The sequence below is a fragment of the Sphingobacterium prati genome, from assembly GCF_013167215.1.
Lineage (GTDB): Bacteria > Bacteroidota > Bacteroidia > Sphingobacteriales > Sphingobacteriaceae > Sphingobacterium > Sphingobacterium prati.
In genome coordinates this window covers 227,805-254,007 of the sequence record NZ_JABJWY010000037.1, presented here as the reverse complement: position 1 = coordinate 254,007, position 26,203 = coordinate 227,805, and the positions used below count along the sequence as shown (strand labels likewise).

General features: G+C 38.8%; 23 protein-coding genes. 12 read left to right on the top strand and 11 right to left on the bottom strand.

The genetic code is table 11. The features are described from left to right. Positions 1-401 precede the first annotated feature (401 nt). The 3 genes from HPC41_RS19020 to HPC41_RS19010 all read left to right on the top strand — a co-directional run bounded on the left by HPC41_RS19020 (position 402) and on the right by HPC41_RS19010 (position 2,420). On the top strand, positions 402-1,409 hold the full coding sequence (locus HPC41_RS19020; protein WP_172395594.1) for an AraC family transcriptional regulator: 1,008 nt from the start codon (positions 402-404) through the stop codon (positions 1,407-1,409). Between the two features lie 294 nt (positions 1,410-1,703). Then, complete coding sequence (locus HPC41_RS19015; RefSeq protein ID WP_172395593.1) at positions 1,704-1,979, top strand: hypothetical protein; 276 nt, start codon at positions 1,704-1,706, stop codon at positions 1,977-1,979. A gap of 81 nt (positions 1,980-2,060) precedes the next feature. Beyond that, the gene (locus HPC41_RS19010) at positions 2,061-2,420 is read left to right on the top strand and encodes a hypothetical protein (protein WP_172395592.1); all 360 of its coding nucleotides are present in this window, start codon (positions 2,061-2,063) and stop codon (positions 2,418-2,420) included. A gap of 113 nt (positions 2,421-2,533) precedes the next feature. On the opposite strand, the gene HPC41_RS19005 is transcribed toward HPC41_RS19010, so the two are convergent. The 4 genes from HPC41_RS19005 to HPC41_RS18990 all read right to left on the bottom strand — a co-directional run bounded on the left by HPC41_RS19005 (position 2,534) and on the right by HPC41_RS18990 (position 9,774). Continuing rightward, complete coding sequence (locus HPC41_RS19005) at positions 2,534-3,868, bottom strand: RagB/SusD family nutrient uptake outer membrane protein (RefSeq protein ID WP_172395591.1); 1,335 nt, start codon at positions 3,866-3,868, stop codon at positions 2,534-2,536. A gap of 111 nt (positions 3,869-3,979) precedes the next feature. Further along, complete coding sequence (locus HPC41_RS19000) at positions 3,980-7,165, bottom strand: SusC/RagA family TonB-linked outer membrane protein (protein WP_172395590.1); 3,186 nt, start codon at positions 7,163-7,165, stop codon at positions 3,980-3,982. Between the two features lies 1 nt (position 7,166). Continuing rightward, the gene (locus tag HPC41_RS18995) at positions 7,167-8,717 is read right to left on the bottom strand and encodes a TlpA family protein disulfide reductase (RefSeq protein WP_172395589.1); all 1,551 of its coding nucleotides are present in this window, start codon (positions 8,715-8,717) and stop codon (positions 7,167-7,169) included. Between the two features lie 694 nt (positions 8,718-9,411). Continuing rightward, positions 9,412-9,774: a hypothetical protein gene (locus tag HPC41_RS18990; protein WP_172395588.1), complete on the bottom strand. Its 363-nt coding sequence runs from the start codon at positions 9,772-9,774 to the stop codon at positions 9,412-9,414. Between the two features lie 808 nt (positions 9,775-10,582). Here HPC41_RS18990 and HPC41_RS18985 point away from each other — a divergent pair. The 6 genes from HPC41_RS18985 to HPC41_RS25420 all read left to right on the top strand — a co-directional run bounded on the left by HPC41_RS18985 (position 10,583) and on the right by HPC41_RS25420 (position 14,616). After that, positions 10,583-10,828 (top strand): helix-turn-helix domain-containing protein, encoded by a 246-nt coding sequence (locus HPC41_RS18985; protein WP_172395587.1) that lies wholly within the window; start codon positions 10,583-10,585, stop codon positions 10,826-10,828. Positions 10,829-11,327: 499 nt separating this feature from the next. Continuing rightward, positions 11,328-13,142, top strand: a complete 1,815-nt coding sequence (locus HPC41_RS18980) for a hypothetical protein (RefSeq protein ID WP_172395586.1) — start codon at positions 11,328-11,330, stop codon at positions 13,140-13,142. Positions 13,143-13,401: 259 nt separating this feature from the next. Further along, positions 13,402-13,710 (top strand): hypothetical protein, encoded by a 309-nt coding sequence (locus HPC41_RS25435; RefSeq protein ID WP_246250879.1) that lies wholly within the window; start codon positions 13,402-13,404, stop codon positions 13,708-13,710. Between the two features lie 50 nt (positions 13,711-13,760). Beyond that, positions 13,761-14,153, top strand: coding sequence for a hypothetical protein (locus tag HPC41_RS25430; RefSeq protein WP_246250877.1), 393 nt, complete (start codon positions 13,761-13,763; stop codon positions 14,151-14,153). Continuing rightward, entirely contained in the window at positions 14,120-14,401 is a 282-nt protein-coding gene (locus HPC41_RS25425; protein WP_246250875.1) for a hypothetical protein, read from the top strand. The genes HPC41_RS25430 and HPC41_RS25425 overlap by 34 nt, the downstream gene beginning before the upstream one ends. After that, positions 14,398-14,616, top strand: coding sequence for a hypothetical protein (locus HPC41_RS25420; protein ID WP_246250872.1), 219 nt, complete (start codon positions 14,398-14,400; stop codon positions 14,614-14,616). Before HPC41_RS25425 ends, HPC41_RS25420 begins: the two co-directional genes overlap by 4 nt. Here the strand turns inward: HPC41_RS25420 and HPC41_RS18970 are convergent. The 3 genes from HPC41_RS18970 to HPC41_RS18960 form a co-directional block, all read right to left on the bottom strand. Continuing rightward, positions 14,605-15,291, bottom strand: a complete 687-nt coding sequence (locus HPC41_RS18970; protein WP_216660831.1) for a hypothetical protein — start codon at positions 15,289-15,291, stop codon at positions 14,605-14,607. The genes HPC41_RS25420 and HPC41_RS18970 overlap by 12 nt on opposite strands. Positions 15,292-15,756: 465 nt before the next feature. Next, positions 15,757-16,917 carry a hypothetical protein gene (locus tag HPC41_RS18965; protein ID WP_216660830.1) on the bottom strand — a complete coding sequence of 387 codons (1,161 nt, stop codon included), beginning with the start codon at positions 16,915-16,917 and terminating at the stop codon, positions 15,757-15,759. Between the two features lie 72 nt (positions 16,918-16,989). Beyond that, positions 16,990-19,722, bottom strand: coding sequence for a TonB-dependent receptor (locus HPC41_RS18960; protein WP_172395584.1), 2,733 nt, complete (start codon positions 19,720-19,722; stop codon positions 16,990-16,992). 407 nt (positions 19,723-20,129) lie between these two features. On the opposite strand from HPC41_RS18960, the gene HPC41_RS18955 reads away from it, so the two are divergent. The 3 genes from HPC41_RS18955 to HPC41_RS18945 all read left to right on the top strand — a co-directional run bounded on the left by HPC41_RS18955 (position 20,130) and on the right by HPC41_RS18945 (position 22,776). After that, entirely contained in the window at positions 20,130-20,771 is a 642-nt protein-coding gene (locus HPC41_RS18955) for an ABC transporter ATP-binding protein (protein WP_172395583.1), read from the top strand. 43 nt (positions 20,772-20,814) lie between these two features. Continuing rightward, a complete protein-coding gene (locus HPC41_RS18950) occupies positions 20,815-22,206 on the top strand; it encodes an ABC transporter permease (RefSeq protein WP_172395582.1) in 1,392 nt (463 codons plus the stop codon). A 93-nt stretch (positions 22,207-22,299) separates the two neighbouring features. Beyond that, a complete protein-coding gene (locus HPC41_RS18945) occupies positions 22,300-22,776 on the top strand; it encodes a hypothetical protein (protein ID WP_172395581.1) in 477 nt (158 codons plus the stop codon). A 94-nt stretch (positions 22,777-22,870) separates the two neighbouring features. On the opposite strand, the gene HPC41_RS18940 is transcribed toward HPC41_RS18945, so the two are convergent. Genes HPC41_RS18940 through HPC41_RS18925 form a run of 4 tightly spaced genes read right to left on the bottom strand, consistent with a single transcriptional unit; the run spans position 22,871 to position 26,127 of the window. Next, a complete protein-coding gene (locus HPC41_RS18940; protein ID WP_172395580.1) occupies positions 22,871-23,584 on the bottom strand; it encodes a 16S rRNA (uracil(1498)-N(3))-methyltransferase in 714 nt (237 codons plus the stop codon). 19 nt (positions 23,585-23,603) lie between these two features. After that, positions 23,604-24,917, bottom strand: coding sequence for a hemolysin family protein (locus HPC41_RS18935; RefSeq protein ID WP_172395579.1), 1,314 nt, complete (start codon positions 24,915-24,917; stop codon positions 23,604-23,606). An 8-nt stretch (positions 24,918-24,925) separates the two neighbouring features. Beyond that, positions 24,926-25,468, bottom strand: a complete 543-nt coding sequence (locus tag HPC41_RS18930) for an inorganic diphosphatase (protein WP_172395578.1) — start codon at positions 25,466-25,468, stop codon at positions 24,926-24,928. A gap of 8 nt (positions 25,469-25,476) precedes the next feature. Next, positions 25,477-26,127, bottom strand: coding sequence for a DedA family protein (locus HPC41_RS18925; protein WP_172395577.1), 651 nt, complete (start codon positions 26,125-26,127; stop codon positions 25,477-25,479). Positions 26,128-26,203 lie beyond the last annotated feature (76 nt).

The window sequence follows — 26,203 nt, the reverse complement described above, 5'->3', positions numbered from 1 at the left end:
CATGCATTTTCCTTAAAATCCAGTATTATGTATTTTGAATGTTAATGGGATATTATGAAAGGATGAACAACTCGTTATCCAGATTTGGACAATCTCTGATCTTATATACACGATATATTTGGGAATAATTTAACAGTAACAGGAAGCAATGTCGATCAATTGAGAAGCAATGCTGTGGATTTAGGAATTAATTCTACAATATAAAACAATCACAAATTTTATGCTTGAATTCACTTACAAAGTCTCTGGGATTTAGGTATAGTCAATGAATAATAGTCAAAATTGAGCATATAAAATAAGAAAAAAATATTTTCCAAACATGTACCATAAGGTCATATCTAGAAAATAGATTATAAATACTTTTCCATACCGTAAAATCTGCACAACAAAGCAACATAAGTATGAAGAAGACCTTCAAATTTATATTACCAAAAGTAGCGTATTTCGAGGATGAAAAGCACCCATTTCTTCCCCCATTGCCCGATGCAAAACGTAATCTATATGAGGATACTTCGATACAGCTTGTAGAGGAATTTATAGATTACCGCCAAGTGATATTATATCGGTTACAGGCGCATGTGACCATTGATTGTATTGTTCAATTGAAAACAAACAAGCCGGACTTTCATCTCATTTACACCAAAAAAGCGACAGACGATATTATTATTCAAAAAAAGGACACTGAAAACAAAATCATATTTCCCCATGCACACAGCACATTTACCTACATCCCGCGCAGTAAATTTGACATACATTTAAAACCCGGAAATTATCTGGTCTACGGGCTATTGATTGATATAGGTCTGGTGCGGGATATCATTTATCATCATGGGCATTTTCTATCCGAATTAAAAAATGCAAAGAAAAAGGATAAAACCAGTCTCTACCAGACAGCCTTATGGCCGATCAAAGAGCTTACGAATTATCAGCTGAACCGTATTGAAACGATCTTCTTTAATTACAGCAAACAAAATGAGGCAAGGGTAATCGAGCAGATTTACCTATTATTCGATATCGCAGAAACAAAACAGTTTGGGCTTTATGAGAAACTGAGCGAAGGTGAAGTCCTTGCTAAAAAAGCAAGAAAAATAATATATGATATCGTAAATCAAGGATTTCAGGAGGTGAATATTAGCCAAATTGCCTTTTCGTTAGGCGTTTCTGACGCTTATCTTGCACGCTGTCATAAACGCTATTACAAACAGCCCCTTTTAAAATATCGGGATGAAATACTCCTTCCGCTAGCAAAAGACAGGCTGCTTTCAGCTTATACCATTGGGGAAGTAGCCAATTTTTGCGGATTTAAATACCCAAGTGGTTTCTCCGACTACTTTGAGAAACGGGTTGGCCTGTATCCTTCCGAATATATAAAATTCCACCAGAATCCGGACAATGACAAAAATCAGTAAATCACAAGATCAAAAATGCGTAAATGAATGTGCTGAGACGAGCTTACCTTTGAAATACGCTTAAAGAACTAAAAGCAAAAGAGATGGCGGGCGTACCAGTGCCATGCGATCCCCGTCTTTCCCGACGAGGTTTCCAGCGATCTTCGGTACGTCTGCGAAGGGTTGGAAGGGAGAGCTGGAACAAAATAAATAGGGACGCGGGTACAGCGATAAAGTGCAAAGCAAAACAGAGGGCAGGCCGCACCGAGGATGTGCCGCTGCGCAATAGGTTATGGATAGGTAAAATGAACCAGGATGAAAAGTCTACAAACAGCGAAAAAAACAATTAAACTACTTGACCAATGGCTATGGTCAGTGTTACTGTCCCTATGGATCAGGCTGTCTGGGCGGTTTGTCCTTTGGTACAGGTACAGTCCCGTTCTTTGGTTCAGAGAGCTTGACTATTCCCCTATCTGTCTATCCTTAGCCCTAAAGAGAGTTGTCAGCAAGATGTGGTACCCGCGTAAGTTTGCCCTGTTCCCGAGTATGCTGGCTTCACGACTTCAAGGAAGTTGGCTGACCGTAACATAGGATCCCTCGATCGCATGGCTGTGAGGCAAAACCGATGTGCAAAATGATTACCAACAGAACTTTAAATTAAAACATTACGTCATGAGAACGTTAAAATCAAAAATCATAGCTGGGTTTACAGCATTAATACTATTATTCGGAGCTTTCTATATTGTAGAAGCAATGGAAACTAACAATACCTTAGGAGAAAAGGTATTTGTTGAGGAATGGTTTGATTACAATGGACCATCCCAAGATAGGGAAGACATTGAAAATCCAGCGAATTACACGCGCCATTCGGGTACCCCGGGCTGTAACGCCGGATCTGAGCTCTGTTCATTGAAAGCTCCAAATGACGGAAGTGATCAACCAGTATTGAGCAATAGTTTTGTCAATCAGGTGATGTCCGCTATAGCAACAGGAGGAACACCGTCGAATACAAACATTAAGTTGCAGAATTAATTAAATATGAAAGCAGGGGTATTTTTCATCCCTGCTTTCAACATTTTCAGGCATTTAGCAATAAAGAATCAACTCGGCTATTTTACATGACCATTATCAGGGCAACAATATTGCTATCTTGAATTTTGAATAATACCTGAGTAATTGATAGCTTCCAACGGGATCAAAAGTGCATATGCTAATGCGTTAGGTTTCAGTAGGTATTCTCTATCGGCCAGTTTACGTGTAAAAGTAATATTATACCCTTCTAGGTTCAATCGTTTTACATCTTCGTACCGCCTATTGCGAAAGACAAGTTCCTTTCTTCTTTCACTTAGGATAAGATCTCTCAACTCTTCCTCCCCATACGGGATATCGGGACTTTTGCCTGTTTCATATCTCGATTTTAGAAAATAATTCAATCTTTTGATCCCATCATCTTTCTTACCCGAAATTTTCAATGAAGACTCCACAAGGATCAGATACATTTCACCGATGGTACTGCCGGTAAACTGTATATCATTATCCTGTGCATAACTGCCCCTAAACCTCACTTTGTTATCGCCTTCTTTCACAAAATACAATTTCTTCCTACAATCGTCGTCACCATATCCTGCATAAAGTAATGTGTCCACATAACAGTTCTGCCGGGTCAGCAGCTGGCTATAGTTTGAGGTAGCATGGATAACTTCTACATTATATCGGCCAAATGGATTATCTTTTTTTTCATCAACGGTGGAGTAGTCCAGAAGCTCAGGCTTTTGTTCAATAACCAGTCTACTATACTCAAATGCCTGTGTATATTGACCTATAGAAAGATAAACCCTCGCCAGGAGTGCCCATACAGCAAGCTTGCCAGGTCTAGTCTTTATCTGTGACAACAATGGTAAATCTTCTACACATTCTTCAAGATCTCCTATGATCTGTTTATAACTGGCCGATATGTCCGATCTTTTAAATTTTACATTGATATCCGATGATGTTCTGAGCGGAATCCCCAACCTGTCTGCATTAGATTTTCCGTCGTAGGGCAATGAGAACAGGGTCATCAACTCAAAAAAAGACAGGCTCCGGTAGAACTTGGCAGTCGCTACGATTTCCTTATAATCGCTGTCGCTCAATTTATCCCTGAGAGCACCTGCGCTTTCGAGTACCACATTGGCATAATACACCCGGTGGTACAGCATAGACCAGGCAACATCGTCATTCGCAGTAACATCCCAGGTGTATTTATTCCTAAAAGAGATATTAGCGATCGAATTCCATGTATTGTCCGTGAGGTAATAGTTATCACTGAGATCCTCCCCTACCAACGACATGGCATTAAAAATATTTTCATTGTTAAGGAGCGCCCAAAGATCCTCTTTGGTCGAAATTGTGGCCAGTTTCTGACGTGGTTTTTCTTCGAGAAATTTACCACATCCCGAAAAAGTCATTAATGCCACTAAGAATATCAAATATGTTTTCATTTGTAAATATTTTTATCTTCCATCGACCGGATGGAATTTATCCTATTTAAAATTATTGTTATCTGTGCGATGAAAAATCCATTTCAAAAATGTCTGTCCATCGGAAACTGATCATAGTTTTACATTGACACCCATCGACACTGTCTTTGGCAGACCGATCTCGTTTTGTGGCGTCATAGGGTCTATACCGGCATTATTGGCGCGCCATATAAAACCAAGATTGGTCATATATAGGAAGACGCTGAGGGATTGAATGCGCTTTGATTTAATTCCTTTTAGTTCATAGGCCAGTCTCAGATCTGCCAGCCTGATATGATCTCCTCTCATGACATTGACCGCGGCACCATTGAAAAAGTTATTTCTATAGCTGTTGTTCGGGTAGGTGAATGAGGGTATATCGGTCAGGATTTCATCCCCCGGATGCTGCCAGCGTGTCGAAAAATCAGCATGGACCGGGTTCCATGTGCCAATCTGCGCGTAGTTGACCGTCGGTTTACGAAAATAGTACCGGAACCTAAACCCGATATTTGCAGATACCTGTATGTTTTTATAGCTCCAGTCATTGCGGACTGACCCAAACCATAATGGCCGCGCTGATCCATGCAGTACCAGTTCGTTCAGTTCTGTTTTCTGTATGATGTTTTTCCAGTCTTCACTTTTTTCATGACCAACATAGCCCATTGGGTTTCCATTCTCAGGGTTTAGCCCGGCCCATTTATAGCTGAATACTGCATAGGCCAGCTGTCCTTCGATCGGTTTGATCTGCTGGATATAGCTCATGGCAGGTTTCACAGCCTGCATATATTTGCTGACCACTACTTTGTTGAAGCTCAGCAGCAGCGCTGTGTTCCAGGAGAAATCACCTATCAGGTTACGGCTGCGCAAATTGAGATCAAGCCCCTTTCCTTTGGTATTGGCACTGTTTATCGTCATTTCGGATATTCCCGTTGTCGGATCGAGCGGAGATGAGCCCAAAAGGTCGTAGGCATTTTTCAGGTAATAATCGAGGGAACCCGATATCCGGTTATCTTTGGTAGCGAAATCCAGCCCGATATTCGTAGTTTTTACCCTCTCCCATCGTAAAGATGGATTGGGCGGATTGACGATCATTGCAAAGGGCAGTGATGTATATGGTGTCAGATAAGAGGCATATTCGATCGTACTGTAGGCTGATGTATTCCTGTTTACATTTCCGCTATATCCAAAAGATCCCCTTACCTTCAGCAGTTTTATCCAGTCCGCTTTAAAAAAATTCTCACGATGGATATTCCAGGCCATACCTGTGGACCAGAGCGGGCTCCACCTCCCATTGGTCGTGGCTCCGAACAGGTTTGAAGCATCCTTTCTGCTGCTGAAATAGATATCAATCTTAGTACGGTAACTATAGGAAACATTACCGTATATGGACACATACCGGTCTACTGTCCGGTCCCTAAAGAAACCGTCAGTCCCCAGCGATGCCGTACCACCGATATTGTTGTACGTTGGCAGCAACGCAATCTGGTCCACCGACGCGAACAGCATCTTTTCGGGCTCATAACAATACAGACGGGTGCCATCTTCACTGTTTGTCAATGAGCGCACTTCAAATCCCATCAGGGAAGTCAGCCTGTGCTTTTCAGCAAAGTTTTTATCCTGGTTCAGCTGGATCCGGAAAGATTTTGTCTGTCCCTCCGACTCCGACCGGTTCAATATCCCGCCTTTTGGTACGCCATAGGTATACAGCCCATCTTTGACCGTGGTATAGAGATTGATGAGATTCCTGGTGAAATAACTTTCCGTACCGTTCAGTTTTTCCTGCTTTCCGGCAGATGTACCATATTGCCCTCTCGCTTCCAGACCAAGCCAGCGGGTAATCTTGTAGGTCATTCCCAGATCGAAGAGCAGCTGTCGGGATTTCTGATATTGATCATTGATCTGCAATTCCCCATATGGTCTATATTTCCAGTCCAGTAGCCCGGAATCTGTGATCCCGTCAAGGAATCGCCTGCTATAACCATAGTTTACAGCCAGAGGCGCTCCATTTTCGCCCACTAACTTTGCATACGGATATAGCGGCAGGCCCGCACCATAGCCATCGTTGAAATCCGTACCCTGATGATAAGTATAACTGATCCGAGACTGGACCGTGGCCTTTTTACCGAGATAAAGTTCATTGGAAAAGTTAAAGGTATACCGTGTTGTTACGTTGCCCCTCAGAGCAGGATTTTGCCTGTCCACACCCAATGAAACATAATGGCTCGCCACGTCAGATCCGCCGCTCAGGTCGATAGCGTATCGCTGGTCAAAGGAGTTTCTGTAGAAATAATCCATATAGTCCCTTCTTGAATCAATATCCCTGTATGTATTGATCCTCTCCCCAAGTTCCGCTTCATTCAACTTTCCTTCCTTTCGCAGCTGCAGCAGCTCTATGACCGGCGAAAGTGCCGGCCGTTTTTTATTGCTGATCTGGTTATTGTAGTACCCCTTGTCAAAAAGCAGTATCTCCATATCAATAAACTCAGAACTGCTGATCTGCTTCAGTTTGAATAGATCCGGTTTGGCGCCTATAGAAAGATTCGACGAAAAATTAAGGGATTCACGGCTTCCTTTTTTTCCCTTCTTTGTGGTGATCACGATCACGCCATTCCCTGCCTTGGCTCCCCATATCGAAGATGCCGCGGCATCTTTGAGGATCGTTATATTTTCGATATCATTGGGGTTGATATTCTCTATACCTGCTTCGTAAGGAAAGTTGTCCACGATGATCAGGGGGCTGTTTGATCCGCTGATACTGCTGATCCCCCGGATGTCCAGGTTTCCGTCCGAGCTGTTGGGATTATTTATATCATAGTTCCGGCGGTCAAAAGAAATTGCAGTGGTCATATCTTCGAGCCTGGTGAGGATATTGGACGAAACAGACCGCTGTATCTCCCCTTTCGATAATACCTCAAATGAGCCGGTCTGCCTTTCTTTTGAAAGCTTCTGATATCCTGTATTGATCTGCACCTCTTCAAGCTGATTTTCAGCAGGCAACATGTCAAATACCAGGTGCCGCATTGATGAGTGGTAAAAAAGTTTTTTACGTCCATACCCAACATGTGTACATATAAGTTCGACAGGCTTATCCGGGCTATGGAGTTCGATATTACCCTTATTTACTTTTATGGTTTTTCCGTTTATGGAAATATTATAACCTTCGAGCAATCTACCGGTCAGGGAATCCTTTACCGTCAGGGAAACCCGCTGCTGCCCATATACGGTAAATAATGCGCCACAAAAACATAGGCACAATACATATTTTACTATACTTTCCATATTATCTGTCCTTTATCTGAATGGTATTTATTGTCATTGTAGATGGTACCAGCTGGCAGCCGGCTTCCTTGATGAGCGCGATCAGCTGCCCGGAATTCAGCCTGGAAAGATTTTGCTTTGGCACATAGATGTCTCCAGATATCCCATCTTTATCAACTATGGGCATGCTGTTCGGGAGCCTGTTATAGGCATCCAGCAGATAGTGTAAGCTTATATATCGGCTGTTTTTCCCATTACCTGGATTAGGTTTCTTCTTCAAGATGATCTCGTATATTTCCATTTTGGCGGGGGCGAAAGAAATGTCTATCCGAAGGTATTTACTGATATCATGCAATACATTGTCTTTTTTTTCCTTATCAGGTGCCCTAAGCAATACTTTTTGTTCATAGCAAATGGCATTTTTGGAGAGCCATTCAATTTTATCACCCATTGAATTGTGATAGGCAATATCTTTTAGCGAAAGGCCACTGCCTGTCAGATCGATTGTGTTCAGTGGTAACGACTGGATCGAGAACGCATATTCCAGCAGTTCTTTGACCGAATAGTTAAAGAATGCTATACGATTTGTACTATTTAGCGTATCGACCTCATTATACCTTGATGGTGGTACATCTTTTCGATAGCCGCTCAGCATACTGTACATGGTTTTGGGAAGGGTGTCCATAGATGTCAGTAACGGCTTCTGAACTGCACTGTCATTTTTTACGTACAACAGTTCGCCCACTTGCCCCTTCAAAATATGCCTAACGTTATTAGCTGTCATCGACTCAAATCCTCCTATATGTACTACCTTATTATTCTTTATAAATACGATATGGGGGACGAGCGTATGCGGAAAGTATTGGGCGATTGTACTGGCATCGGTCACGATATTGAGCTTACTATTTTTTAGTATCTCGTTTCTACTCATGAAGTTTTTAATTTCATCGGACCTCTGCTCGGTCACCGGAAAGATTTCAATGTCAGCATTGGTGGCACCCTGGAGCTGCTCACCATGTTTGATACCTGTGATACAGCTGCCGCACCATGTGTTCCAAAAATCGAGTACAATGAGCTTTTTGCTCTTGTAATCGGACAATGAGATTGTTTGTTTTCCCTTGGGACGGTTGATTACGGATAGCGGCATTTCCCACAATAGCTGCGGAATGGTATCGCCGATCTGCAATGCCCCAACTCTCTTAGACCCGTCGGCCCCGCTATCCTTGCGGGGCGTCTGAGCCGATAAACTAAACATAGAAACTAGAACTAAAAACAGGTATGTCAAAAACACACGATAACTATTTTTATAACAGCATAGAGAAATAAAGCCTTTTAAAACCTTCTGAGCACCTGCCTTCCTTTCGATGACAGAATACCCGGCTTTACATCGCCAAAGCGCACCGGCAGCTTTAAAATCTCTTAATTTCGAAGAGTGTTCATTCGCTCCAACTGTCAACTTGCTTTTATCCACTTTTGCAGGAGTTTTTCTTGAACCACTAACATTATACACTAGATGCACCAGGTAGTTACTGAAAGCTTGTAACAAGCTGATAGCTATCTGGTAGATCTTCATTACCTCTTTAGTATATCTCCAGTACCTTTTCGGTACCTTTTCAGTACACTCCCAGTGGCTTAACGGTGAATCAATAGTATCTTCTGATGTAAGGGACCGGCTATTTGTTATGCTTTTAAGCTTGTTATTCCTGTACGATCCTTGTCGAGAGGCTGTGCTTAGACAGTCTTGTGCTAGTATCAGGCTAGTCCCATCCTTGCAGTTTTGTTGTATCAAACTAGTAAGGTTCTTGTGCGGATGTTGTCCCAGGCGATAAATTTTAGGCAAACACAGGTACTTACCAATACCTGACCAATACCTACCTTTGTTTGAGCGCTGTTCGGGTGTGCCTTCGGCCGGCTTCCGACTGGCTTCGGGAAAAGCCGAAGGACGACCAATGCAAGAGCAAAGGCCAGCCCGGAGAAAGGCAGGAGTTGGGGCGAAGTTGGTCATAAGACAGTCCGAAAAAGACTGTCTTTTTACGTCACTTTGTCTCTGCTTAGAAGCTGGTAAAGCACAACTTCTAAGCCAGTAATTTCTTTGTACCAAACAAATACTCTTATCGTGCGTTTTTCCTTTGCTGATTTGCTTATGCAACGATTGTCTAACTTGTATTATATCTGTGGTTAAGCAGTACTTAGAGAGCACTTGAAATATATAGTTTATATAACACCTTAATAAGGCTATTAATTTTAGGATATTCATAATTTGTCTATTAGTGGTTTTCTGACTGCCGATTAAAAAATTGATAGATCTTTTCGCCGACTCTCAGCTCTTCCGCAGTAATTATTGAGGTTTCGATAGTTAAGATTGTCTCGTTTCCGAACTCTAAGTTCTTGTAGTGGGCCATATGGTATCCGATGTGCATACGCATCAATTTTACCACAAAGTCGAGCATCTGATCGGCATCAAATCGCGGCTCTTTGTTCAAAGGATTACCCATGCATGCAGCACACAGCGCTACGAAATATTCATGACAAGTACGGATATCATATTTGTTCCAAAAGTCAACAATGTGTTTTATAGGGTCGTACATCTCCTCATGAACATCTAGGAGAATTTTATCAAGATCAGTCATTTTTGAAAAGAATTTTTCCATTTTCAGTTTTTAAAACTGAAATCCAAAGCACATAGGATCCCCTTGCCGATCGAAATCAGCTTTTTTTAGGCCGGATCGTGCTCAGATCAGTTTGACAATAATTTATTTAATTCGGGGAGCCAGATCGCGCTTGAATGAGGGGTCACACAGGTAAATATATTGGCGTTACGCGATCAATGACTAAAAGAGACCAAATAGTATTTGGCACAGCCAGCCGAGCTATTCGGGGGCCGAAATGATGTTTCGAAGAATTTGTAAAAAAATAAAAGCATCAAGGTCAATATTTTTCAATACTAATCCATGATGCTTTTTCTTTACGACTTGTTTTTCCATAAGCTCTTAAATTAATTAAGAACTCCCAGAAAAGCCAAAATCAAAAATGGGTGACTGCCGGCTTATCTTGCATCAGAGGCTTTGGCGGGCCTTTACTCATTACCCCAGGGCGTAATTTTCAGTAAAATGGTCCTAAGACCATTCGCGAGAATGCATGGATGAAGCAAGCGCCAACCCTACCCTGGGAAACATATTTCCCAAAGATAGGAAAAGTTGACGCATTACTCAACTAACACTCGCTCGCTTAAATTGCCAAATCCTGCTTAGAGAGTTCGTTAAAGTTTCAACTATTAAATTTTTTCCAAATCTTGTTATTTACATAAAATCATAAATACATTTTTAATCACACAAATATAAAGAAAATATTAATAAAACGAAATATATTTCGATGAAATATATTGAGTGGAATCTCCATAAACTTTTCTCTTTTTTTACCTACATAACAATAATAGAAATGGATTTTGAAAAAGAGAAGAAGAGATTTGGAATACGCTGTAGGCAAATTAGAAAACAGCTAGGTTATACCAGTCATGAGACATTTGCATATGATAGAGATTTAGACCGATCTCAATATGGGAAGATTGAAGCCGGTGTTTTTAACCTCACGATGAAGTTAATAGTTAGAATCTTAAATGCACTAGAAATGACCTTATCTGAGTTTTTTAACGAAGATTATGACTCAATAGAACTAGATTCTTAAAAGCAAAGTGAAAATTTACAAAATCATGAATCCTAAATTGTATAAGTATTGCGGGATTCTTATCCAGCACACGGCCATGATCTACAGGACATCAATCTTGATAAGGATATGGATAAGTTAAATGCAGCAGGACGGTTTCAGCTGAATGGCGACACTTGGAAAATTTAAAGAAGCTCAAACTGATCGATAAGGAAAATCGTCTTACCAATGCGGCCTTTTTACTATTCAGAAAAGGCAATATAGCTATATGTCTACATGGGCCGGCTGAACAGATTCTTTTTTATCGACAGCCGTATACTCAATGATACTCTTGTTGAAGATATAGCCCCTCCTCTACATTGAGGCTATTCTTGAAATTCTATTTTTTTATGTAGTACAAAACGATATTCCTATATTTTTTCCACCAATGTGTATTTTCCTGTCATTAAGAAATTAACAAAAGAATAATATAAAACATACAGAAAAATAACCTCCTTGTATTTTCTTTGTTATTAAAAAAATGAAAAATTATCTAACCATTTATTTATTGTTTTTTCTTACAATAGTTTCTTGTAAGAAAAACACTACTTTTGAAAATGAAATTCAAAATGGAAAAATCAGTACCAAAGCCTCTGCTATAAGTGATCCGAACGATCAAAATTTGAACAGCTGGAATTGGGCAAATCAAAGCACTGCTTTAATTTACTTTCTACCAAAAATTAATGGAGCTCCCTCGCCTTCATACGAAGTGAGTCTTCCTTGGACAATCCAAAATAACCCTGTAAATAATAATTTTGAACAAGATTATAAGCCAGAATTCGGTTGGGTATTATATTTAAAAGATTTCGGTACACCAGAGCGTCCGGCACAGACTCCTTTCTTTGCTTTATATAATAAATATTCTGGTGTTCTCCGATTCTTTGTGTACAATTATCGAGTTAAACATCTATCGGAAGGCTCAAAGACTCATTATGTTGGTATACTTGGCTTTCTTAATCCAAATAGTCATAAAAATGGTTTGTTATCTTTTTACGCAAACCCTCGAAATTCTGTTGTTGACTCCATTGATGCAAGCGTTAAACAAATTGTTGCTACTCAAAAAAATAAAGACGATACTTGGTTAAATTTTGACTACACTCTTACTGCTTTTGATCCCAATAGTATAACTTCCCCCGGGAACGAACTAGATATCTCCTTTAATGTTTATGGTGTAAATTCTACAGATATAGCCCTCGGTACGGATTTTAGCACATTAATTTCTAGAAGTTCAGCTGGCGCATCTGGAAGTGACCCTTCAAAATTTAGTCAATATCTAAACACTGGTTATGAAGTGGCAGGTCATCTGGAAACAATACTTAAAGCATTCCCCTCAAAAAGCGCTCAATCTATAAACTCCCTCAATAATCATAGCTCTCCATTAAAAGCTAATACGCCTAACCAAGCAGTCGTAAACTCAAAACCGAAGGCTTCGTTTATAGGCGCTATTACACTTGGAGCTACGGCATTAAAAGGAATAATAGGCATTGTTAAGTCATTTTCAGGTGGCAAAAAAAACTCGGCAACAAATACTCAAACTACGATACAGTATTCTGGGATTGTATCAACAACTGGGACAGCCAATTTGACCAATTATCTATATGGTATCCAATTCACCCCGCTCCCTCAAGCTCAACTTTCCGCATCAAGATATAAACCCGTATATAATGGATCGGTCGGTCTGCTGGCAGTTCCTAATAACAACGATATAAATCTCAGAATAACATTAAATGAATACAGCCCATGTAGTCACCTGTATGTGCAAGGTCGAAAAGAAATCAATGCAGTACATAGAATGACGACACATTGGATCAATGATTATTTTTCATCGATTGATCGAGTCCAAGGATTGAAAATGGATTCCATCAATGTTGTACTAATTGACAATCACTTCGTAGAAAAGAATTATTTCAGTATTTTTACAGGCTTGACAAATAACATTTTAAACAATATGACCAATGTGTATCATAATAAAATACGCAACTACAACCTTGAACGAGGCTATTCGGCTGATAGCGCCCTTACTGGCGCCTATACACACTCTAAGTGGGTTTCATTCAAAGCTCCATATCATGATGCAAATTTAACATTAATAGATTTACATTATGTCCACATAGACAATCACTCTCCAACATATTCAAAAAACGAATTGCCTCTAGTCGGGGTGGAAATACATTATAGAGTAACGGATCCAAACTACCCTAAATCTGAATCCAGAGAACGCATTATATATAAAGTCTTCCAACCTAATATAAATGTGATAAGAAATTCCAATCAAGGCTGTAGATGGAGTCTTTAATCATTTCAAAGTAAAGACGTTACCTTCCGGTTATTTGGTATTAAGAAGATGAAGACAATTTGCCAATTGTCTTCATCTTTTTCAATTATAGCCCCCTCCTAAACGTCTCCACAGATACTCATATTCTATCATATCTTTGTCGAAAAATTGTTAGTGAATAAATATCTAATGTCAAAAACATTTTTCTCAAATCTTACAAAAATAACAATTATAATTTTGTTAAATTTATATTGCATTAACGTTATTAAATTGTTAATAATTGAACATCAAAGGATTCTATATTGCGTTTTTGACCATTTCATTCTGGTTAACCTACAGTACACAACTTGTTAGGGCGCAAAAACATGTGTTCGATTTTTATGATGGGAAAGTTTCAGTTAACGTATCACCATCGTTCAATATTCCATTCAATGACAGTTTAACCGGAGCCCGACTACATGAGTTTTACCAAACAGCTGATCAGACAGGCTATCGTGATCTGATCAATAGTTTGCTAGAATACAAAGATAACAGCATCTCAACGACTGGGTATATTATCAGCTCGTACGTCGAACAGCCCAACAGATAGCGCCAAAAGCGGAAAATTACGCACGTTACACATTATACAAATGGTTTCTAATGTGTAAATCCGGATATGACGCACGTCTGGCGGTAGGAAACAATCAGATTATATTTTTCATTCAGAATAATGAAGACATTTCAGACATTTCTTTTTTTGAAATTGATGGTAAAAAATTTACCTGTTTAAATTTCCATCACTATGGAAAGCTGTGTCAAAGAGCAGATGCCAATATACCTGTAAAGATCAAAGTACCTGAAGCGACCAACGATTTCAGCTATAAAATCACAAAGCTTCCAGATTTTATGCCTGCAAACTATATCGAAAAACAGATTGCATTCGATGATGGTCATAAGGCATATCATTTTAATGTCAAGCTGAACAATAATATCAGTGACCTTTTTAAAACTATCCGGGAGTGGATTTCGAAATCTATTTTAATATTCCATTAAGCAAAGAGACCTACCAATCAATTATTCTAGCACTGAAAGAAAATTTAAAGGGTAAGAAACAAAAAGAAGGTGTGGATTATTTAATGTGGTTTACCCGCTACGCATTTTTATATAAAAATGATGAAGAGAATTTTGGAACAGAAAAACGGCTCTCCCCCGAACAGACATTATTAAATAAATATAGTGACTGCGATGATCGGGCTGCACTATTCTTTTATTTGGTTAAGGAAATTACAATCTGCCAATGATCGCACTCCCCTATCCTACGCATATTACGATGGCCGTTCAATTTGAACAACCGCTCGGTGATGCTATCTTGTATAATGGTAAATACTATTCGGTATGTGAACCTACACCGCAATCACAAAGCTTGGCTATCGGTCAATTGTCCGATGAACTGAAAAAGCAATCTTATCAGATTGTTTACCATTTAAAACTTAAAATCAAACGTCTATCTCTTTAACAATTCTACAATCAACAGAATCTTTATATGCTCAAATATCCCTTTCGGATCATCAATAATTATTTTACCAAAAATATCTTTTTTAATAACGGCGCTGTTACCACTATTATCATAACCTTCATAATTTCCAAAGATATTTTTTTTGACGGAAATATTGCCTCCATTATTATCACGTATTTCGAACTTCCCAAAGATATCTTTTGACACTTTGGTATGGTTTCCCCCACTATCTCGTATTTCGAAGTTCCCAAAGATATCTTTCGACAATTTGGTACAGTTCCCCTTATCATCTCGTATTTCTAGGCCACCAAAGATATCTTTCGACACTTTGGTACGGTTTCCCTTATCATCTCGTATTTCCACGCCACCAAAGATATCTTTCGACACTTTGGTACGGTTTCCCTTATCATCTCGTATTTCCAGACCACCAAAGATATCTTTCGACACCTTGGTAAGGCTCCCATTATTGTCTCGTATTTCCACGCCACCAAAGATATCTTTTGATGCCTTGGTATGGTTTCCTTCATTATCAGCAATTTCCAAATCATTTTTTATGGTGTCGAGGTCTAAGTTTTTGGAAATGGCAAATATTATAATAAATTCTCTGATTACATCTGAAATAGTATCATTCAATTTTTCAGTATCTCTGAGTGAAGGTTCAGCTTTTGCTGACACTGTTGAAAAAAATAACAATATAGAACTAAAAGGATATACAAGAATTTCATGAGTTTAATATTTATGAGTAATATGTGCTTTTTCCAAACATATTATCCATCTTATTTCAAAATCAACGTATTTAAATTTGATTAAAAATAACTAAAAAAATTCCCGTTTCACATTTTCCTTTACCCCCCTTTGAAAAAGATAAAATACTCATTTCCAAAAACATAAAAGGGTCGTAAATCATCTCCTTTAATGGTAAATATCCCACTACGCTTGAAGATCAATCATGGCTACACCATTGACAACAGGTGTAGGATAACTATTAACGATTAACTACTCAGATATTGATCTTTACAACGGAAATTAAACACCAATCTTCGAACCTACATAAATACCTGACCATCAATTTGAAAAAATAAAACAAAAAAGAGACTGTCTCAAAAAGGCAGTCTCTTTAATTATTGATAAAGGTTCTACTTAGAACGAATATTTTGTCCAAGCAAATGCCGTCGTGTTGGCACCTGTTTGAGTCTCATTTTTAGTCAAGGTTACGCCTTCAGGATTTTTGATTTTTGCAATATCAAATAAAGATGCCGGGTTAAAGGAATAAACAACAGTTGAAGTTTTATCACCATTACCTTTGCTATCTGTAAAATCAAAAATACTTCCGAACTTAGCAGTTTCGTTCATTTGAATCAATAAGTTGTTAATAGTTGCTTTAGCTCCTCTTCTGATTTTAACGATTTCTTTCATTGTACCAGCGGTACCTGCTGCTGTTGCTTTATGGACAATAGTCATATCATTAATTTTAAAATTCGATTGACCAAAAGCAGTTGGAGTACTACCATCGTGATTACCATCCGCTTCTATTCCACGAGGGTCTTCCTCATTTGTTGTGAAGCTACTTTCCCAAATACCGTATGCATTGGAAATTGTACCTGTATATCCTTGAGTAAAATCAAACATATCATCCTCAGAATTCACAACTAATAAATTAGTAACGTTAACAGTACCTCCAAAGAATTCAATTCCGTCATCAGCACCAGCTTTAATAAAAATATTACTAATTTTTGTTCCGTTTCCAACACCGTTTAATGTTAAACCGTTGTGTTCTTTATCCTGTGTTATATTTGATCCTGAATACTCAATAACAATATAGTCCAATTCTCCAGAATTATCATCTGCCTTGTTACCTCCATATTGAATTTGATCATTGATCTCAGTAGGGAATGTGCTTGCATCACTTTCTTTTGCACGTGAAAGAGGTGCATTACCATTAATGATCAAACCACCCCAACCACCTGAATTTTTAGTAGTGGAAGTAAAAGTAATAGGAGAAGACGATGTGCCTTTAGCAATTATTTTAGCATCTTTCTCTATTAACAAATAGGCATTCTTATCTGTAGCAGTAATAGTGGTACCTGCAGGAATGGTCAGCGTAGATCCAGCACGAACGATAGTCGCTCCTTTAAGATTAATCGTATTACCTTTCACAACCGCATTACCAGAGATACTTCCGTTTAACTCCGTCAACTCATTACCATCAACCGGAGGAGTTACAATTGGATCTTTGTCACTACTACAAGATGCAAATACTACTGTTGAAACTGCCAGAACAGCGAATAATTTCCTTTTCATTATCATTTAATTTATTTGTATAAAACTAATTTTTTAAAAACAACTAATTATTACCTCAATATTATTTAAATATTAAAACTTGTATGATACACCTAAACTTAGATCAACACCTCTTTTATAAGATTCCAATACTATATTCCCCATGTTATCAGCCTTTCTTTCTAAACGCACGTTCGGATTTAGTAGATTACGAGCCTTTAGGCTGACCCCCCATTTTTTATGGATATTGGCACTTGAAACAAAGTCTAAAGTTGGCACTCCTTTCTCTACAATATCATTAAATCCTTGTGCCCCTATAGCATAGATACGATCGCTAAAATAGTTTAATACAGCAGTGGAAGTTAAGTTCCAACCTTTCCCATTTAACAGGTAACTAACATCAGCATTTAACAATAACGGGGAAGCTCCTTGTAATTTGCTTGTACCTCCCGTTTTTGTAAACAGTGTTTCTATATTTTCTAATCTTTGCGAGGAATACAAGTAAGAAACATTGGCACCTGCTGACAATATATTACTTCCATTATCAGTTTCAGTTTTTAAAAGGTTTTTCTTTACTTCGATCTCCGCTCCAGCAACCGTAGCTTTTCCACCAACATTATAAAAAGTGATTACATTACTACCCCGCTCGGTTTGTGCGATTGGATTTTTCAAGTTTTTATAGAAAACTCCAACCGAAATCAACTCTCCTTGATTAGGAAATAACTCCCATTTTAAATCTATATTGGTATTTTCTACTGGAACAAGATTTTTATTTCCCTGAGTGCTGCCATTCGCTCCAGCGTTGTTAAAATAAGCCAACTCGGCAAATTGTGGTAATGTGTAACTCATGCTTCCCGAAGCCCTTAGGTTGCTCTTCTCTGTTAATGCATATTTCAGGTTTAAACTAGGAAGAACATAGTTCTTTTTAAATGGCTTGTAACCATCCAAATCAGTATTTCCTATATTGGTATTATATATGACATCTTGGAATACATTGTCAAAACGCAGTCCTAAAACAGCTGTTAGTTTTTCATCAAATTGGTAAGTAGCCATAGCAACGCCAGAATGAACTTTTTTACTTGCTGTATACCAATAAGGATCCAAGCTTTGACCACGACCTGTTCTTATCTCAAAAAGCTTTGAAGCTAAATTAGCACTGTTGAATACTTGATCTAAGTCATTTACGTAATCACTATTTATTGTACGATCGCCAATTGGAGCTTGATTAAAAATCGTCGCATTAAATTTTCTATCTACAAATTCTCCATTATAACCAAACTCAATTTTACGATCCAATCCTTCTTCATTCAAGATTTTATAGGTAGCCAAGGCTTTTGTACTCCAACCTTTTTCATCAATGTCTGAATATTGTCGCTGATTTGAATTTTCCTCAGCAAGCAACTGATAGGTTCCACCTCCATTGGGTTCTCTTAAAACTATAGTTCTTCGATCAGGTTCTAAACCTTTAACTACATTGTAGCCTACACCTAAATCAACTTTCCATATCTCTGTTAACTCGATATTAGACAGTAATTGATTGACAAATATTTTATTATCAAGAACTTGTTGCCTCCTAAACAACCTTTTATCATTTGGATCTACTGATGCATCTAACCCATAATTCCGAGTATAGTTCTGGGTTTGATCATTGATGAACAAAGAATTGAAAGCGACATAATTTCTACCAAACGTATACCTCAAATTTGCCATACCCGTTTTCGATACGTTGTAATCAGATCTAACCGATTCTTGATCCCGAAAAATTGTACCTGTCGTTGTTGTCTGACGAAGAACTCCTTTAGAATATTTATATTCCGAATTCATGTTACCTGTCAAAAATACATTTAGATTACCCTCTCCGATTTGAAACCTTTTCCCCCCTGCAATCGAATAACTTGAATTAATAGGATTCTTGACTGTAGATGTATTCAATTTATTATGAAAATCAAATTTCGTAAGATCCGTAATTGGAATGTTACGTTCGCTCAAATTACCAAACCAAGAAGTACCATCAATACGCTGAAAATCTTTAGCGTTTATCGCTTGAGTATTAATACCTGAAGAAGCTCCGATTTCTAAAAAACTATCTTCTGTAAGATTTTTAGATAAAATATCAATATTTGCTCCAGCAACATCGGCATTAATCAGCGGATTAAATGTTTTGTTGACGCCAATACTCTGTATAACTGATGTATTAAAAAAGTCCAAAGAAATATTCTTTGTTATAGGATCTTCAGATGGCAAAGCCAATCCATTCAATGTCGTACTATTATAGCGATCTCCTAGCCCTCTAACAAAGACATTTGAGCCACTCGATGATTTCGTTACGCCGCTCATTTTAGTCAAAGCTCCTTCCGCATCGCTCACCCCTTTTCTAGATAATTCTTGAGCTCCGATTTTTTCAATCATCAAATTAGATTTTTTACGTTCATCTAAAATCGCTAATTCGCTCACCTGACTACGACGCCTTGTAATAACAACCTCATCCAAAGCAGAATTCTCACTAACTAATGCAATACTTACATTAGAAATGTCCGAGTTTAATATTACTGATGTGGTATCTCTGTTATATCCTACATAACTACTTACAATTTTGATTGTCCCCCTAGTACTTACGTCTAATATAAATTCACCTTTGTCGTTCGTAGATGTTCCTTTATTTGTACCTGATAAAGAAACACTTACACCCGAAATAGGTTGTAAAGTTTCAATATCTACAATTTTACCCGCTATTTTCCCACTCTCTTGTGCATAAACTGTTGTTGATGCAGCTACTGCTAGAGTAATGGCAGCAGCGATTCTTTTAAGCTGTAATTGTGGTTCCAATTTATTTTGTTTTTTGTTTCTGCAAAGCTATTGGCGCAATATTATATTAACATTAACAACCAATTACCATTACGTAAACCACTTGTTAATTTAATGTTACTTACTAAAATATTGGATTCATATTTTGGATAAAAACCCTTTTAAAACGCTATTGGAGCGAATATTTTGTAATTGTTTAGGGATTATATTAAAGCAGTGTAATAAAATTATTAAGCCGAAAAGTTATTAACATATAAAGGTTAGTTTTAGGTTTTAGTACATTTACTTATGCATATCATTGTAATTCGATAAGGTCTGATATTCGTTCATACTATTGTTCAGAAGCAAGAATCATCTTATTATTGCAATATAATTGCATATACAAAGCAATTTCTCTAAGTTTGAATATATTTTCAATTTTTGAGCGTATGAGCAATCCGATCGTATCTACTGAGCAGCTATCATTCGAATATCCGGATGCAAATAGCATCGCATTTCCTGATATCCATATTGAGAAAGGGCAACACACGCTATTATTGGGCGATTCAGGTACAGGAAAGACAACCTTGCTGAATATGTTGGGGGGGTTATCCAGACCGAAAACTGGTCATGTTAAAATTAATGATCAAGATCTTTCCCTATTATCTACCAGTAAACTAGACAAATTCAGATCACAATATATCGGTTTTATCTTCCAGGAGGCACACCTTCTCAAAAACTTAACTTTGTTGGAAAACATCAAATTAGCACAGTCTCTTGCAGGAAAAAAGGTGGATGTCAATCAGATTCATCAGGTGTTGAAACTGCTACAGCTGGATCACAAAACTGCTGCCTACCCCAACGAATTAAGTCGTGGCCAACTACAACGCGCTGCAATTGCAAGGAGTGTAATCAACAAGCCTGCTCTACTCATTGCGGATGAACCGACAGCAGCCTTAGATGACACCAATACAAATCGCGTGTTGGAGCTTCTTATGGATATCGCAGACACTGCCGGCTCGACCTTGTTGATCACCACGCATGACAAGCGGATCAAGGATCAGTTCTCAAAAATGTATATCCTAAAATAACGTCATACGCCTTTAATTCATCATTTTAGATTAATAAATAGTTATGAATACGATACAGTTGGTTTGGAAAAATTTAAGTAGACAGGTTGGTTCTGTCTTTCTAAGTATCTTACTGACGGCTTTTGGAGTTTCCATCTTAGCTGTGCTCTCTATCACAGGTGATACATTCGAAAAGCAACTTGACAATAATAGCAAGAATATTGACTTGGTTGTCGGAGCCAAAGGGAGCCCGCTCCAATTGATCTTATCCAGCGTATATCATATCGACAATCCAACTGGAAATATTCCCCTGGATGAATTGGATCCCCTACGCCAGAATCCGCTTGTTCAGCTAGCGGTACCATTATCCCTGGGGGATAACTTTAAGGGGCATCGTATCGTAGGCACCGATTCGTCTTTTCTGACAATCTACAATACGAAAATAAATGAAGGCCGTATTTGGCAAAAAGATTTTGAGGTGGTGATCGGTACGCAGGTAGCTCAAAAACATCAGCTCAAAATCGGTGATAAGATCAACAGTTCACATGGCTTAAGCAAAGATGGCCATAGTCATGACGAACATCCTTTTACTATCGTAGGTATTCTAAAGCAAAACAACAACGTAACTGACAACCTCATATTGACCAACCTCGAAAGCGTATGGGATGTGCATGGAATTGCACATGATCATGCCGATCACAAAACAGCAGCACAAAAAGAACAACGTGAGCGCGAAGAAGATCGCCAAGAAACGGTCAAAGCACATCTGCACCACCATGGGGAGGACTTGCCGGAAAATTCTACGGCTCAGGCGGCAAATGAAGAAAAAGAACATCAGGATCACGCAGATCACGAACACGAAGAGGAAGAGGTCTTTGTCAAATCCATTGGCGCCGATATGGTGAAACAAAATGGACTCGAAATAACGGCCATTCTCATAAAATACCAGTCACCTGCCGCTATCGGTATATTGCCGAAAATGATCGACCAACAAACTGATATGCAAGCTGCTTCTCCGGCAATGGAAAGTACACGACTGTTTTCACTCTTAGGTGTAGGAATAGATTCTTTAGCTATCCTTGCCTATATCATTATGCTAATTGCCGGCCTGAGTGTATTTATTAACCTCTATAATGCATTGAAGCAACGCAAATATGATCTTGCCATCATGCGTACACTGGGTGCTTCTAAAGGAAAATTATTCAACATTGTCCTATTGGAAGGTCTTACCATAACGATCGTGGGTGGACTGGTGGGGCTGTTGTTCGCACATCTAGCGTTATACTATATCAGTAATCAGACGAGCCAGAGCGCAGACTTTATCGAAGCTTTTAGGTTACATCCAAAAGAATTGGTATTTTTGCTTGTCGCTTGTCTCATCGGGGTGCTTGCAGCGCTGATTCCGGCTGTAAAAGCGTACAGGACAAGTATCGCTGGTACTTTATCAAACAAATAGAGCAATTGAGCTAAAAAAATGCAATTATGGCATATACTGGGTAAATCCTGGATTTGCATCAGCAAAATCTCAAACTCAATACTAAAATAATAGATGAAAAAAATTATCACGGCATTTGCCTTCATATTCTTCAGCATTATACATGCACATGCTCAGATCGGTAGCAATTCCGATGTGCCTGATCATACCCCCATGATGAACAAAACATGGGACGCCATTGATAAGATGGCTTATAAAGTGACCTATAATGGCGCAAAAAAGGTATACACCCCATTTTATCCCAAAGAGCTCAAAGCACTGGAAAACAAAGTGGTCGAACTACCAGGTTATATGGTTCCGCTGCACAGTGGACGCAATCATAAGAATTTTATGATGTCTGTCTTACCTGTTATGCAATGTCAATTTTGTGGTTCAAACGGAATCCCACCTATGGTAGAAGTGACCTTAAAGGGTGGAGCAATTAAATTTTCTGAAGATCCTATCAAACTCAAAGGAAAGATGATTTTCACAAAGGATCCACTTAAAGGCAATTCGGAAATACAGATCGTTGATGCTGAACTGATAAAATAAGTGCAACTGGGCTGGCAACTCCTGCTGAATCTGGTCTAATAAGAAATAAATTAGATTCAGGCAGCATCTTTATTGTGGCATCTTGAATAGTAAATTATCTATTGATCAGCGAAGTCTCAAGGCAAGCCGCTAATGCCGCCGTTTCAGTACGTAACCGTGCTTCTCCAAGCGATATTGGCTGAAATCCTGCAGCTAAAGCCAAATCAATTTCCTCCGCTGAAAAATCGCCCTCCGGGCCTATCATAATGATATAATGCTGCCCTGCTTCAAATACTTGGTTCAAATATTTTTTATCGGAATCAACACAATGGGCAATGGCTTTTTGCAAGCCCTCTTCCGGAAGGTCTTTTAAAAACTGTTTAAACGATACAGCAGGATTCAGCTTTGGCAAATACGCTTTCAAAGACTGCTTCATGGCTGAAACAATGACTTTATTCAGGCGGTCTAACTTCACATCCTTCCGTTCCGAGTGTTCACATATAATAGGCGTAACCTCCTGGATCCCTACCTCAGTAGCTTTCTCTAAAAACCATTCGATACGGTCAATATTCTTGGTAGGTCCAACAGCGATGTGCAAATGATAATTAGGCTTTTGATAGTCCGCCTTAATATCCAGGATTTTCAGTACCGTACGTTTTGGATGTGGATCTATAATTTCAGCTTCGTACAAGCCACCGCGACCATCTATTAAATATAGCCGATCTCCGCTGTCCATGCGAAGCACACGAACAGCATGCTTGCTCTCCTCCTCACTAAGGATAAAATTTTCTAAAGAAGGATTTAAATCCGGTGTAAAAAATAACTGCATGTACTGCTTCCTTATAATCCTATTCTTCTAGATCATCGTCAGCCGACTCAACCAGTTCTAACTTGACAAACTCTATATTCTGCTGTGCTTTGCGGATAATTGTAAATACGTATCCATATTCTTCTTTCCGCTCGCCTACTTCAGGAATTTTATCAAAGATTTCACTGACCAACCCCGCCATGGTATCGTAATCCTGACTTTCTGGTAATTCTATTGGCAAAAACTCATTCACATCATGAATACTAGCCCCTGCATCCACCATATACTCTGTTTCAGATATGCGTTCTACAACTGGTGTTTCTTCATCATACTCATCTTGGATCTCACCCACTAATTCTTCCACAATGTCTTCCAAGGTGGCCATCCCTGCTGTGCCGCCAAATTCATCAAGTACGATGGCCAATTGAAGTCTCCGTTGTTGAAACTCGGCCATCAAATCATTGATTTTCTTTGTTTCAGGAATAAAGTAAGGTTTACGCATGATATTTTTCATCACCACTTCCTTACCTTTCGCTAAAAGCGGAAGAATATCCTTGGTGTGTACAATACCAACAATCTGGTCGATGTTGTCTTCGTAAATCGGAATACGCGAATACCCCTCCTCGGTCATGGTTTCAATCAATTCAGAAGCATCCGCTGTAACTTCAACAGCGACAATTTTCGTCCGAGGTACCATTATATTCTTTACGATACGTTCGTTAAAATCGAAGACGTTTTTGATCAGCTCATGTTCAGAAATATCCAACGCTCCAGACTCTTTGCCCTTATCCAAGAGATATTGCAGCTCTTCGGAAGAGTGGGCAGATTCACCCTTCGTCACTTCAAATCCTAAAATTTTAAGTAAGAAATTAGCAAAACCGTTTAGGACCCAGATAAAAGGTCTAAAGATAAAGTAGAAAAATTGCAGCGGAACCGCAATCTTCATCGTCGTTGCAACGGGTTTCTGAATGGCGATTGACTTGGGAGCCAGCTCACCAAAGACAATATGCAATACGGTAATAATCGTAAATGCCAACACATGTCCTGCGTTGGTCGCTATTGTACCAGTCAATTCAACACCAAAGAAACCTAATGCCCCCTGCACAATCTGGGTCATTACAGCCTCTCCTACCCAACCTAAGGCCAGTGAAGAAAGTGTAATACCCAATTGCGTAGCGGCCAAATAACCATCCAAATGCTCTGTTATACTTTTGGCTATTGTAGCAACTTTGCTACCTGTTTTCGCCTGAACTTCAATTTGGGAGACTCGGACTTTGACAATAGCAAATTCAGCCGCAACGAAAAAACCGTTGGCCAATACTAAAAACAATGTCCAAAAAATATCGAGCGCCATGCTGGGGGTTATTTGTTAGCAAATTCTTGGTTGTACAATTCAATAGCCTCAATCAAGATTCGTTGCGCTTCCTCACGTCCTTTCACCCCTTCAACAACAACGTGTTTCTTTTCTAATGCTTTGTAACTTTCAAAGAATTGTACAATTTCTTTCATCGTATGCGGCGGCAATTGATCGATGTCTTTAATGTAGTTGAATACCGGATCATTTTTGGCAACAGCAATGATTTTATCATCTTGCTCTCCACCATCAACCATATTCATTACACCAATAACTTGTGCTTCTACCAATGTTAAAGGTAAAATATCAACCGAACAAATCACTAAAATATCCAAAGGATCTTTATCGTCGCAATAAGTCTGTGGAATGAAACCATAATTGGCTGGATAGACGACAGATGAACTCATTACTCTGTCCAAAAGCAACAAACCTGTTTCTTTGTCTAATTCATACTTTCCTTTGGATCCGTTCGTAATCTCAATGATAGCATTTACGGCATTTGGCACATTCTCACCTGGAGAAACCATGTGCCAAGGGTTTTGTTTACTCATTTTTTATTTTACTGTATATTTTGTTTGTTTCTTTTGTCTCTCATTCGCTTTTTCAGCAAAGTGATTGCAATAGGTAAAAATGCGATCACGATCATTCCGACCACAACATATTCAACGTAATGGATAATCCATGGGAACTCAATCCCCAAGAAATATCCAGAAAGGGTCAATACCGAGACCCATATCAAGGCTCCACCGATGTTATATAAAACGAATTTTTTGAAATCTAATTTTACGACTCCGGCAAAGATAGGAGCAAAAGTACGAACTATTGGGACAAATCTACCTATAATTAATGCCGTTCCGCCATATTTATGGTAAAATTCTTCCGCCATAACCACATATTTCCGCTTAAAGATAAAACTATCTTTTCGCTTGAATAACATGGGACCGGCCCGATAACCAAACCAATACCCCGTAAAATTACCCAGTATTCCTGCACCCAATAAGCCAAAACAAAGCGTATAGATATTCACGTCGATTTTGTTGAGTGCACAAAACAATCCTGCTAAAAATAATAAGTAATCGCCGGGTAGAAAAAAACCAAAAAACAGACCTGTTTCGGCAAATACGATTAATATAACTAAATAAAACCCGCCAGAACTCAAAAGTTCTTCGGGATTCATTAGCTGTTGAAATGACAACAAAAGTTCATGCATAACTTTCAGTAAAAATCAATGTTGTTTTCTCCATTTTAGAATCAAATTCTACTTCTATCCCTGTATAATTTTAAAA